Here is a 13,363-nt window from a genome sequence, read left to right as displayed (position 1 = left end):
AACTTCTACGTTTGGCGATATGAAAGGAAACACATATGATCAGAAAAATGTATATGAAGCGATTCATCTATTTCTTTGTTTTTTTTCTGCTGCTGACGTTAAGTTTGTTTTTCGTGATGAACCGATTGAGCTCCAAGACACTTGAAGAAAATCTGATTGGCGCTTCCAAAAACCAGCTTGATTATGTGAAAGGCATTCTTGACGGGATTATATACGAAGCTAACATGTACGGGGTTCAGTATGCGGCAGACAGTGATGTCCGGTTTTACCAGAGGCATGTTAACGAGCTGAGCAATTACGATTCCCAAATGAAGAAAAACGAAATCGTTGATCGCTTGCGGCAAACGCTCCTATCCAGTCGATCGATTGAATCGATCGGCATTTACTGGAAGTCTGAAGAAACGTTTCTGTCCACGAACAATACACCGGAAGCGAGACTTCCGTTCAAGGATGTTCATCAACGGGGATGGCAAATTGTCGGCAATAGCTTGTATTACTTTGCCCTCTACCCTTACATCCAAAAATCCGGACAAAATGAACCGACTCAGTACGTCGTTGGTGTAAAGCTGAATACCGATTATTTGAGAAATCTGCTGAAAAAGGCTGTGAACAACGACAGCTCAAACGCTTTTTTTTGGTTTAATTCCCATCAGTTATGGAGTGAGAAAGAAGTCGACAACGATCTATTGAAAGCGGTTACTGAAATGCTTTCTCCACAGCCGGAGATCACTTTGAAATATGATTATCACACCAATTCGGACGATTACTATGTTCTTTCCCGATATATTGAATCAATCGACGCCTACCTGATTACATATACACAGACAAATGATTTTCTGCAACCGATTGACCGTAACCGTAAAGTATTTTTTGCCAGCATTTTAGCCGTTTTCACGCTTGGTTTGGTTGTAATCTTTACGTTTTACCGGAACTATTACCGTAATATTCGTTTGTTGGAAAGGAAGTTTTCACAGGTCGAACAAGGCAATCACAATACACGTATTACCGAAAATACGGATAGAGAGTTTTACAGCTTGTTTAGAAGTTTTAATCATATGGTTACCGAGATCCAGGATCTGTTTGTATCCTTGAAGACTGAAACGGAACTAAGACGAAGTGCGGAACTTCAACAACTTCAAGCCCAGATTAATCCTCATTTTTTATACAACAGTTTGTTTTTCATCATGTCGGTGGCTCAGTTTTCACCTGATTCTGTCATGCGCATGAGCAAACATCTGGCTGAATATTATCGTTATTTAACCAAGTTGGACCGGCATGAAGTTACGCTGGAAAGCGAGCTTCAGTTTGCGGAACATTTCCTGATCATTATGGCTCTCAGCAAAAAAATGGAGTACAGCATTGATCTGCCACCAGAACTGGCCTCCCTTCCCCTCATGCCGTTGATCATCCAGCCAGTGGTGGAAAATGCGATTCAACATGGAATTGAAGGACAACAAGGTGCGCATCGGGTAACAATTGATGTCAAACAGACAGAGGCTGCAATAACGATCAAGGTCTCCGATGACGGAAAAGGTCTTTCGCTGGATGATATCCGCAGCCTGGAGGCTCGGCTTGAGAGCGATTCTCCGCCTGAAGGAATTAAAGGCGTAGGGCTCTGGAATGTAAATCGACGTCTGAAAAATACGTACGGCGAACTCAGCGGGCTACATTTTGCTACCAATGATTGGGGCGGCTTGTCCGTCCTGCTGCTCATCAGCATTCCCGAGGTGAAAGGAGATAGCTAATGCGATTATTAATTGTGGATGACGGACATTATGTCGTTGAGTATATGAAGCACTTGCTCGATTGGAACACCTTTGGCATTGATCAGATCGAGACGATGACCAATTCGATTGAAGCCCGGGACATGTTGACTCAAAACCATATCGATATTCTGATCACTGACATCCGAATGCCCGAGGTTTCAGGAATCGATCTGCTTCAACATATCCACCAACATAACTTGCCAACCAAAGTCATCATCCTTTCGGGCTACTCCGAGTTCGAATATGCGCAACAAGGAATCCGTTTAGGTGCGCTCGACTACCTGCTCAAACCTGTCGACAAAGCTGACGTTGAGAAAGCCATGTCTAAAGCCATCAACAATATTACAAAGACACGTCCCGCTCAATCGATCGCATGGGAGAACTTTGATGGATTGGCGTTTCTGCTATCGTTGCTTGGTCATAACGAGACATTAAGTAAGGAATATGAGGCTTATACCAAATTTTTAGAGAAACGCCGTTTTTGCTGCTTTTTGCTGGAGGGTTTTACACAGGAACATGAGGATGTTATAAAACATGCTGTCGGAGACAAATTGGATCGTCTCGTTTGGAATGCGGGAACGCGACTGTTAGGTCTTGTTCCGGAAGAAGTTGCTGGGGAACTGACCATCAAACTGGAGCACTCGGTCGTGTCCCCTCCCTTTTCATTGACTGATCGAAACGTGACCCGTCAGATGTTCTACAGGTTCTTCCTTAATGAGGATGTACACTCAGAAGACTTCATAGGCATATTCAACCATTCTCCATCATACGGTGATTGGGAGTCAGCCGGAAATATCATTAAAAAATATAATCAAATCCGTCTCCAAAAGCAAAAGGTAATCTTTCTGATGGAGACCATTCGATATGTATATCTGACGGATAAGGATCGCGACACCTATGAGACCGTGAATTGGATGTTCAACCAGTTACGGCATCCTGATGAACTATCGTCAACTCTCATGGATCGGGTCAGTCGGATCAGAAACAACAAACAGATGTCCATTCAAACCATCGTTGACAAAGTGCAAACCTATATCGAAGAGCATCTGTCACATGGCCTTAGCCTGGATGAACTGGGGAAAGTTGCACATCTCCATCCCGTCTACTTTTCCAAACTGTTTAAACAGGAGACGGGCGAAAATGTGTCAAACTACATATCCAGGAAAAGGTTGGAGAAGGCTTCTCAATTGCTTCAAGATTCGGAACTCCGTGTAGCGGATATAGCGCAGATGGTTGGTTACCGAAAAAATCAATATTTTATCCAGTTGTTCAAAGTGGAATATGGAGTTACGCCCTATCAGTACCGCAGAAATATGATCCATCAATGAAACTCTATAGATGCTAATATGATTTTGCTATACTGTCTGCTCTGTTCTTCAAGAGCAGATGTGGTCATTCACCAGGGTGAAACAAGTTCTTGTCTTCAACAGAGGACAAGAATTAGTACTCCTTGATCGATTCTAACGATCCTTTAATCTTGCCAGTCAGCCAAAGCACAGCAGGAAACATAATTCCGAAAATCATGGCATAATAAGGCCATACTTGATTTAACTCGATTATGAATGAAATGTTTGGCCATATGAAATTGGTCATGGCTAATATGATCAGGATCAGGGGAATCAACAGAGAGTTAGCGTTACGAAGACGAAAAGCATCCGCGAGCCCTTGTGCGGAAATATACAGAAGTAGCGCAAGGCGGAAAAAAATAGTAACGAACCAGACGATTGCCAGGATGATTTCGAATCGCTGAAGAAACTCGCCAATATTAATGGTTCGGTCAATAAAAAATGTAGGGAATGTCAAATCCGCTATTACACCAGCGCTGATGACTGTGATGATTTGCAGCATCATGAAAAAGTACATACTGCCGCTAATCAGAGCACTCACAATGACCGACTTTCTCCATTGTTTTGTATCCGAGAAGTGATGAGCAAAAAAAAGATAGAGGATCGCTTCTGCATAAGGAAAAGCAAATAAATTAATGGATGCAAGAACGACATGTTTCAAACCGTTTTCCAAAATTGGAAGAAGATTGTTTAGCTCGGCCTCAGGAAGAAGAGTGATTCTGACCAATAGATACAGGACTAGAAAGAAAAAGAACAAAACTTCTGCACACCGGCCAATAACGATTGGACCCGAGCGGACAGCGAGATATACGGCTATGAGCATAATGAAATATATGGCGTCATAAGGTGTTTCGGGCATTATAGATGTCGTCACAAAGTCGCCTAGATTTCGAAGTGTCATGATACACTCAAGAAAGGGAAAGGAAAAAATGAAAACTATGGCAATAGTACCGCCCAGAGGGCCGAAGAGGCAACGTAGATACTCCACAAAAGTTCTCCCTTTCATGTGCCTGGCGATAGAGGTATACAACGGTATCAACATCAGATGAAAGGCCAAGGAAATGGGAATGGAAAGCCAAGCATCCTGTTTAGCAACAGAGGTAATAGCCGCTGGCAGCACTAAGTATGCACTTCCTATTTGATACAGAGCAAACCATGTAATGGCCTGGCGAACAGTCAGCTTGGTATTCACTCCGAAGTCCCCTTCTATGATAATATTGTTGTAATGAACTCGCTTAATGGTTGGAATAGAATCCGAATTCCTACCAGTGGACTCGGCAGTTCAATATGCGCTATCCTCAGAACGTTTAATATAACTCCAACAGCAAAGAGTACCATGCCACATACGATTTCACGTATGTAGTGCTTCTCCTTCAATGCTCGAAATTCAATAACCATTGCGACAAAAGATCCTACAAGTATTACATATAACATATACATCCACTCCTAATTGTTCTGATAGGAATCGACGGAATTGGTAATTTTCCCGACACGGTTCAAACGATAACGAAGATTAACATCGACCTGGAGATGTTGAAATTTTCTGGTCCAGTCCTCTTTCCATTTATGCCACTCAGATGGGTACTTTCGATGAAAAGCCTCCCCGAACCCGAATATATCGGAACCGATATGCTGTGCATTTTGAATGCCTTCCTTTAAGATTTTTTCCTGTTCTTCTCTGCCTGCCACTTGAAACTCATTAAACGTCTTTTCATCCTTCAGGTCAGCATTACACGTAACCTCTCCGATGTTGGCTTCTGTATCCACTACAAGAGTAATGTGTGGCTCATTGTTTTTTATTTTTGGAATGATTTTTACGTTGTTATGAATGACTTCAAAAGCAAACTTCCCTTTGGAATTCGGACAGCCAACGGAAGCAACTGTACTGGAAACTCGATTGGATATGTAGGTAAAAGCCTTACTCTTGGATTCTTCTATCCAGCCAGTCAAACGGTCACCCTGAAAAACGCCAATTCCGGTAAATAAATAATTCACATGTTGAGGTGATTTTTTCACGTTATCGATGGTAAGACCTTTATTCAGATTGTTCAATCGAATGCCTGTAAGAACAGGCTCGATGCCCTCTTTCGTTAAACGCTGAAGAAGATCTTTGACATCGACCGCGGAGGTGGGTGCCCATGTTTTCTCAGATACTTTCAAAGCCTTATACATATCCATTGCAGGTAAAACCTCGGTTGGAGCTACAAAAGAAACGGCATCCTTCGCTGAACTTCCCCTGACAATGGCCAAATGGAAATCAGGCCGAACTTCATGATCCCGGAACAGAAAATCCAATGGCTTCTTAATGCCTTTTCTTGCTGTGTTCTCGTCAAAGATTACAAACTTCAAGTGTGACATGTACATTTTCCGAGATGATTCGGTTGTGAGTTTGCGAAGGGCTTCAAATAGCGTGTCAGCACGGCTGGAAAAAACGATTGTTGGCGACCGTTCCATAGCCCGATTACGAGACATTTGAGAAGGGTCAACAACTTGCAGACTGATCTCATATTGATCATCCACTGTATCAATACCCAAAGCTATCACGACGGAAATTTCGTTCAGCTCCTTACTGTTCCAACAACCCGTAACAACGACCATCAGCAATATGTAAATAAGAGGTTTTAAAATTCTGGATCGGTACGAGATCATGGGGCCTACTCCTTTTGTTTTTTGTGTTGCTTTGTTTTATTCCTGAATGGAAAACGTAATACGGCATCACTTTGCTTTAACGAATTGTAATTCGCCGAAGGACTCATATACGGCACACCTAATGAATGAAGGCTATTCAGATGTACAAAGAGTATGAGCATGCCCACAGTCAAACCATATACTCCATAGATCGCGGCTAACCCGATAAACACAAATCGCAATATCCGGATTGGAATGGCCATGGTGTAAGAGGGTATGACAAAGCTTGAAATAGCTGTAATGGCAACGACAATGACCATAACAGGTGAAACAATGTTTGCTTCTACGGCAGCTTGGCCAATAACGATGGAACCGACAATGGAAACTGCCTGCCCGACTGTTCTTGGCATTCGCAGGCCTGCCTCTCTCAGAATTTCAAAAATCACTTCCATGATTATTGCCTCTACAAATGCCGGAAAAGGTACTCCTTCACGCTGCGCGGATAAACTTAATAACAGTACCGTTGGAATCATATCCTGATGGAACGTTGTCAACGCAACATATATGGCTGGAGCCAACATACATATTCCCAGGGAGATGTATCTTAATATTCGAATAATACTGCTGTAAATATAAGATTGATAATAATCCTCTGCAGATTGAATGAAATCAACAAACACCGCAGGGGCAAGGATAACGAAGGGAGTTCCATCTACAAATATCGCAATTTTGCCATCCATGACTCCTGCTGCAATAGAATCTGGACGATCCGAATTATAGAAAATCGGAAATATAGTAAACTGTTTCTTCTCTGTGAGGGATTCTTCGAGATATTCACCTTCAAGCACACGATCTACGCTCATGCTTTTTAATCTGGATATCAAGTTCAGAACCATGTCCTGATCAGCGATCCCGTCCATATACATGACCGATATGTCCGTCTTGGTTTTTTCACCAACTTTGACGTTGGTTAGTCGCACTCTTGTATCTTTAACCCTGCGGCGAACCATTGTTGTATTTGTGCGTAACGTTTCCGTAAACGATTCTTGCGGACCTCTGATAACAGGCTGTGCCTTCGATTCTGTAATGCTGCGTTCTTCCCATCCTGGCAAAGAAATAACTAATCCTTCATCGATCCCGTCCAGTAACAATAGAACTCCGCCTGAAAGGATTTGATCCAACGCATCTTCAAAGCTCTGAACCAAACTTGCTTCGCCGACATCCAGAATGCTATTTTTCAAAAATGGTAAAGACATCTCATCGCTATCAGAATAGGCGAATTCATGCAATGGACGAATCACATTGTCTTGTACCTTCTGCATGTCAACCATGCCATCCAAATAAAACAGAGCGGCGTGATTCCTTCCAATAGTAATCTCACGAACAACAAAATCAGAACTGTTTCCCATGAAGTCACAGATAAGATCGATATTGCGAACGATTTGTTTGGAAAAATTGGGTTGCAACTTCATTTCACAATCCCCCTTGATTATGTAGTATTGGTACTAATTCGAAATATAATCATTGAGTTGTAAGTGCAATGTCCTTCTCTGACTGAATTAAAACCGAAAAAGAAGTCGCAAATTTTACGACTTCTCTTACTAAACATTATTTGATTGCCACAGATGGCAAAAGCAAATAAGCGACTATAAAATTGGTTCTTCTTAATGGATTAACGGTGGACTTGCTGTTTATGGCTTACTAAAACAGTTGGCTCAGAAAGTCCCAGATGCTCTCGCAGCGTCATCCCCTCATACTCTTCACGGAACAAGCCGCGACGCTGAAGCTCAGGAACGACGTGCTCAACAAAGTCATCGAGATCACCTGGCAGAACCGGCGGCATGATATTGAAGCCATCGCAGCCGTATCCATTGAACCACTCTTCCATGAGGTCGGCAAGCTGCTCCGGCGTTCCTACGAATTGCATATGACCACGGGCACCGAGAAGCCTCCGTCCGAGTTCGGCAATGGATAACTGCTCTTCACGTGCAAGGTCCATAATGAGTTGGACGCGACTTTTCATTCCGTTGCTTGCTTCGACCAGATCTGAAATGTCCGGTAGTGAACCGTCGGCAGGATATCCGCTGAGGTCTGTTTGAAGTATGCCAGACAGCATCATTACCGCTTCTTGGGGATCGATGAGATCTAGCAACTCCCGTTCCTTGCGTCGGGCCTCCTCTACAGTTGAACCGAGGATCGGCGACAACCCCGGCATGATGAGCAAGCTGCCACGCTCACGTCCAACAGCCAGAAGCTTCTCGTTCACCGTGCGATAGAAATCTTGCGCAGCTGTGAGTGACGTCTGTGCCGTGAAGATCACCTCTCCAACTTTTGCAGCGAAATCCTGACCTGGATCCGAGGAACCGGCCTGAATAAGGACGGGGTAACCTTGCGGTGGACTTGGCACGTTCAAAAGCCCTTGCGTCGAGTACCATTTCCCTTGATAATCTGCGATACGCAGCTTGGATTCATCGACGAACGTACCTGATGCCCGATTCATAACGATTGAATCCTGTGGCCAGCTGTCCCATAATGCCGTAACGACGTCAACAAATTCCTGCGCCATCTCGTAACGTGTTCCGTGTTCAGGATGCTTATCTCGTCCGAAGTTCCGAGCTTCGGTGTCAACTTGGGACGTGACGATATTCCAGCCAGTCCTTCCCCTGCTTATGTGGTCGAGCGTAGATAAACGGCGCGCGGCATTGAACGGCTCGTTATAGGTCGTCGACAGGGTTGCTGTCAACCCGATTTTATCGGTTACCATGGAAAGTGCGGAGAGTAGAGACACCGGGTCCAGCATGCCTGCAGCAGCCCGGCTTGGGTAGATCAAGTGCAGCAAGTCCGCAAAAAAAATCATATCAAACTTGCCTTTCTCAGCTGTCTGGGCAATCCGCTTATACCATTCGATATCGAACATCTTCTCTACCCCTGATTCCGGATGACGCCATCCGGCATGATGATGCCCAGTAAAATATATAAATGCACCAAGATGAAGCTGGCCCTGTCGTTTTTTCGCCATATCCGTTCCTCCGCTTTCATTCTAGATATCTATAATCAGCCTTTATATGTGTTATTCCATCGAAGGAATCTTCTTTCTACTAGTCTGACTGCCGAATCCGAGAGTTTACCAACCAAGGCGAACAGAATTATACCCACGAAGACAACATCCGTCTGTGCATATACACGTGCGTCTTGTATCATATAGCCGACTCCTGCGCTTGCACCCATCATCTCTGCCACGGCAAGCAATAACCAGGAGGCACCAACAGATAACCGAATGCCAAGCAGAATGTTTGGCAACGCCGAGGGAATAATTAGCCTGCTTAATAGCCTGAACTTAGAATATTGCAAGATGCGGGTAACCTCATAAAGCTTTCGGTCCGCACTGCGGACCCCCAAATGTGTATGGAAATAGAGCGGAAAAAACGATCCGATTGCAATGAGCAGTACTTTGGATAATTCCCCTACGCCAAACCAAAGAATGAAGAGCGGAATAACAGCTAACAACGGAACTGTCCGAAGCATCTGTATCGTCGGGTCAAGCGTCTGTTCAGCCCATTTGCCTAGACCAGTGAACACACCAAGTATTAATCCTGTAGCGGCTCCAAGTAAGAATCCTCCGCTTGCCCGAATAGTGCTGGTTGTGAGATGCTGTGTCATATCGCCGGTTACGCACAGTTGCCAAAATGTCCGCGCAATGCGGGATGGAGCTGGTAGTGCCGAGTCAGACAACAGTCCAAGAGCAGATCCCACCTCCCATAAAGCTAATATAATAACCGGTAACACCCAACCATACAGCCAATTCGGCATTCTCCAGTGGCGTTCCCTTCCCATCCCCATTTCTTTCTCATTAGCCTTCGATTGTAATGTCACATCGTTCAAACTCATAACTGTTATCCATCTCCCTCTATGGAATCCTGCCAACGCAACGATTTTTTCTCTGCCAACCTGACCAGTGAATCGGTCACTTTGCCAACAATCGCAAAAACAATAATGCCGACAAAGATGACAGACGTTAGCGAGAAGGAGCGTGCGTCATTGATGATGTAGCCGATCCCGGAGCTTGAACCCATCATTTCTGCGACAACCAGCCCGAGCCAGCTAACTGCAATCGAAAGACGTACGCCTAAAAACAGTGAAGGAAGTGAGGCAGGAATAATCAGCTTGGTAATGGTTTGAAATTTCGTGAATTCCAACACACGTGCTACTTCGAACAATTGACGATCCACCGAGCGAACACCCAAAAAGGCATTCACATATAAAGGAAAGAATGCTCCCTTGGCAATGAGTACGATCTTTGAAGTCTCGCCAAATCCGAACCACAGAATGAACAATGGCGCAACAGCCAAGTGAGGCAGTGTCCGAAGCAGCTGAAGCGACGGATCTAGCAATCGTTCCGCCTTTAACGAAAACCCGACCCATAATCCTGCGGCTAATCCCAGGCCACCGCCAAACAAGAACCCTAGTGCCGCTCTACCCGTCGAGCTGCGCAGATTGGTCAGCAGTTCCCCCGACGAGATCATGCGTCCGAACTCAGCTACGATGTCCTTCGGAGGCGGAATTAACACCGTATTTACCCACCCACTCGAGGATGCAATCTGCCAAATGATTAATATCGCTGCCGGTACCGACATCCCGATCAGGAGATGAATAGTCCGAAAAATAAGCTTGTTTCCCGATATTTGCATAACCGCACCCCTACTTTATTTAAGAGCTTCTTCAATGTATTGGTTGTCGAACACGTCAGCCACGTTGATTTCCTTGCGGATTGTACCTAATTCAAATTGAAAGTTTGCAGTGTTCTGCTGATCCGCGATTGTTTCGTCACTTACCGGGATATTGATCATTGCCGCCCGTGATTGCATGCCCTTCACCAGCTCAATCGGAATGTTTCGTTCGTCGGCATAGCGCTGAAACGCTTCCTCTTGATGATTAGCTTCCCACTGGCGGGCCTTCTCGAATGTTTTTAAATAAAGCGTAACAAGCTCCGGATGCTCATTCGCAAAATCCGAACGAACCAATTGGAAAGATGGAGATAGTACACCTTCGCTCTCCCCATCAGCCAGCACTTTTCCTTTGCCGCTTAGTGCATTCAGGGTAATGTATGGGTCCCAGACGGCCCAGGCATCCACTTTTCCACTTTCGAAGGAAGGCTGGGTTTCATCAGGTTGTAATTGAATTTCTTGAATATCGGAGTTTCCTAAACCAGCCTTTTCGAGTACTAGATAAAGGAAGTTGTAGGCGTTGCTGCCCTTCGTGACGGCGACCTTCTTGCCCTTGAGATCCGCAATGCTTTTGATCGGACTATCCTTCGGCACAATGATCGCTACATTGTTCTTGCCATCAAGTAGCTGTGAGATGATTTTGAAGTCAATACCAGCTGCTTGTGCAGAGATTGGGGGCATATTGCCCATGCCAGCAAAGTCCAGATGATTAGAGGCCATCGCTTCAATCATTGGAGGACCGCTCTGGAACTCCAACCACTCCACTTTTACCCCCAGCTCTCCAAATGCATCCTCAAACCACTTCTGTTCTTGTGCTTTACCGAACAAGCCACCCTTGCCCTGTACACCAATCTTCACCGTGACATCATCATCGGATGCATTCGGATTCGAATTATCTTCTACTGGCTTGGCATTCTTGCCATTGCTGGCGTTGTTATTTTCATTGCCGCATCCCGATACAACCAGTATCAGAACAAGTATGGCTGCAAACCAACCCAATTTTTTAATCATCTATTCGCATCCCCTTTTATGAAAGTAGATTCGTTAATACGTATCCAATTAAATGCCAGCGCCCTTGTCTATCAAGGGAGAATGTTCCACTTTTTCGAACTCGCCTAGAACGCGGGAGCGAAGTTCCTGGAATGAACTCCCACTGCGTTTACGCGGATAGGGAAGGTCTACATGAATTACATTGCGGATATGACCTGGGCGAGGGTTCATAATGACGACTTTCTCTCCAAGAAATACCGCTTCGTCCAAGTCATGCGTAACGAACAACATTGTCGTCCGGCTGTTCTGCCAGATATCCAGCAGCGCTTCTTGCATGTGTGTGCGAGTGAAGGCATCGAGTGCTCCAAAAGGCTCGTCGAGCAGCAGAATCTCCGGTTTGCGCAACAAAGCCCTTGCAATAGCCACCCGTTGAGCCATTCCTCCGGACAACTCCTTCGGATATGCTTTCTCGAATCCCTTTAGACGAACCAATTCAATTAGCTCTTGAACTCGATGGCGAACCTGAGCATTGCGAAGCGAGAGATTGGCCGCGATATTCTTCTCGACCGTCATCCAAGGGAACAAACGTGGCTCCTGAAAAATAAACCCTTTATCAACGCTTGGTCCCGTAATGGCCATTCCGTTCAGTTCCACTTTTCCCTCATATGTCGTATCCAACCCGGCCACAATCTTGAGCAATGTACTTTTGCCGCAGCCACTGGGTCCGATAAAAGTAATAAATTGTCCCCGCTCAACCTGCAACCCTATATTGCTAAGTGCTAGAATCGGCCCGGTAGGAGCAGCGAACGTTTTGTTCAACCGCTCAATATTCAGCATCAGATGAAACCTCCAATTTAAAATAATTTTTCAGATCTATTTACTTGGTTTTATGGTTATAAAAAAAGGCCTTCTGCTTGTATATCTTTCCCCACGAACGATCTCTGGTTATCCAGTCGAACTCTCGTTCACAAACCGAGCAATCATTCGGTTTGTTGGGGAAATTGTAGCAGTGGCCTGTATCTGTTGTCAATCATTTCTTTTGGAGACTTTTGGAATTATGTAGAGATCACGCATATTTTCATATTCGAAACCTTGTTCGCTTGTGATCCCGAACCCTTTACCCCTCATGTCTTGCAGTAAATAAAGAGACGATGGAACGCGCTTGCGCACGAATCGGAACTTCAGCGCCGGGCATTTTTTGCAGCGTCAGTCCTTGAATTAAACTTACAAAATAATAGGCAAGCTCCAAGGGGACACCACTGACGATAAGCCCTTCCTTTTGCCCCTGTTCCATTATGTTCGCGACAGGACCAAGGTTATTCGTGAAACGTTCTGTAACTTCTCTTCGAATCTCTTCGGAGGAAGATTCCGAAAGCCGCGCTGTGTGGATAAGAATCGTGTAAGCCCAATTGTTTTCCAGCGCGAGCCATGACTCAGACAATAGTAAAAGTTTATTTAGAGCATCACCTGATTGCTCAGCGAGTTGGGAGACATGTTCGCCGTAACGCGTCTGACCTCTTCTGAGAATTTCGCTGATAATCTCGTCTTTGGACTTAAAGTAGTGATACATGTTCCCAATGCTCATGTCTGCTGCCGCTGCGATGTGGTTGATGCTTACTGAACCGATTCCTTTGAATGCAATGATTTCCAAAGCGGAATCAAGGATGTGATTGATTCTTTTTTCCCGTTGTTGTTGGTCTTTCTCTATGTTTCTAGGTGACATTAACGTTGCAACCCCTTTCTGAATTTCATTATAGCATAGCCGTTTTACAGGCTGGATTCATCCGGGAAGCTTTCAGAGCATCTTCGGTCATGTTGTGAAAGATATGTCCGATCACTCAGGACCGCAGAAATGTGATCCGTCAATGAAAAAACCCAACTTCCACTCTTAGTTCACAGAGTGTGTTGG

General features: G+C 44.9%; 11 protein-coding genes. 2 read left to right on the top strand and 9 right to left on the bottom strand.

Going from position 1 to position 13,363, the window contains the following annotated elements; translation table 11 throughout:
- Window positions 1–35 precede the first annotated feature (35 nt).
- A complete protein-coding gene (locus tag QNO02_RS15145) occupies window positions 36–1,745 on the top strand; it encodes a sensor histidine kinase (RefSeq protein WP_289392641.1) in 1,710 nt (569 codons plus the stop codon).
- The gene (locus QNO02_RS15140) at window positions 1,745–3,094 is read left to right on the top strand and encodes a response regulator transcription factor (RefSeq protein ID WP_289392640.1); all 1,350 of its coding nucleotides are present in this window, start codon (window positions 1,745–1,747) and stop codon (window positions 3,092–3,094) included. The genes QNO02_RS15145 and QNO02_RS15140 overlap by 1 nt, the downstream gene beginning before the upstream one ends.
- A gap of 112 nt (window positions 3,095–3,206) precedes the next feature.
- On the opposite strand, the gene QNO02_RS15135 is transcribed toward QNO02_RS15140, so the two are convergent.
- From QNO02_RS15135 to QNO02_RS15095, 9 genes are all read right to left on the bottom strand, one after another.
- A complete protein-coding gene (locus tag QNO02_RS15135; protein ID WP_289392638.1) occupies window positions 3,207–4,304 on the bottom strand; it encodes a GerAB/ArcD/ProY family transporter in 1,098 nt (365 codons plus the stop codon).
- Window positions 4,305–4,558: 254 nt separating this feature from the next.
- Window positions 4,559–5,761 (bottom strand): Ger(x)C family spore germination protein, encoded by a 1,203-nt coding sequence (locus QNO02_RS15130; protein ID WP_091030279.1) that lies wholly within the window; start codon window positions 5,759–5,761, stop codon window positions 4,559–4,561.
- A 5-nt stretch (window positions 5,762–5,766) separates the two neighbouring features.
- Window positions 5,767–7,212, bottom strand: a complete 1,446-nt coding sequence (locus QNO02_RS15125; RefSeq protein WP_091030282.1) for a spore germination protein — start codon at window positions 7,210–7,212, stop codon at window positions 5,767–5,769.
- A gap of 200 nt (window positions 7,213–7,412) precedes the next feature.
- Window positions 7,413–8,759: an LLM class flavin-dependent oxidoreductase gene (locus QNO02_RS15120; protein WP_289392637.1), complete on the bottom strand. Its 1,347-nt coding sequence runs from the start codon at window positions 8,757–8,759 to the stop codon at window positions 7,413–7,415.
- Window positions 8,760–8,794: 35 nt separating this feature from the next.
- Window positions 8,795–9,628 (bottom strand): ABC transporter permease, encoded by an 834-nt coding sequence (locus QNO02_RS15115; protein ID WP_091030286.1) that lies wholly within the window; start codon window positions 9,626–9,628, stop codon window positions 8,795–8,797.
- A gap of 5 nt (window positions 9,629–9,633) precedes the next feature.
- Window positions 9,634–10,428, bottom strand: coding sequence for an ABC transporter permease (locus QNO02_RS15110; RefSeq protein ID WP_289392635.1), 795 nt, complete (start codon window positions 10,426–10,428; stop codon window positions 9,634–9,636).
- 15 nt (window positions 10,429–10,443) lie between these two features.
- Window positions 10,444–11,475, bottom strand: a complete 1,032-nt coding sequence (locus tag QNO02_RS15105; RefSeq protein WP_133384834.1) for an aliphatic sulfonate ABC transporter substrate-binding protein — start codon at window positions 11,473–11,475, stop codon at window positions 10,444–10,446.
- Window positions 11,476–11,523: 48 nt separating this feature from the next.
- Window positions 11,524–12,291, bottom strand: coding sequence for an ABC transporter ATP-binding protein (locus QNO02_RS15100; protein ID WP_091030291.1), 768 nt, complete (start codon window positions 12,289–12,291; stop codon window positions 11,524–11,526).
- A 280-nt stretch (window positions 12,292–12,571) separates the two neighbouring features.
- The gene (locus QNO02_RS15095; protein ID WP_091030293.1) at window positions 12,572–13,177 is read right to left on the bottom strand and encodes a TetR/AcrR family transcriptional regulator; all 606 of its coding nucleotides are present in this window, start codon (window positions 13,175–13,177) and stop codon (window positions 12,572–12,574) included.
- Window positions 13,178–13,363: the final 186 nt, after the last annotated feature.

Origin of the sequence: Paenibacillus sp. PK1-4R, from assembly GCF_030369595.1 — a bacterium.
Classification (GTDB): domain Bacteria; phylum Bacillota; class Bacilli; order Paenibacillales; family Paenibacillaceae; genus Paenibacillus.
This window is presented reverse-complemented; position numbering and strand designations above follow the sequence as displayed.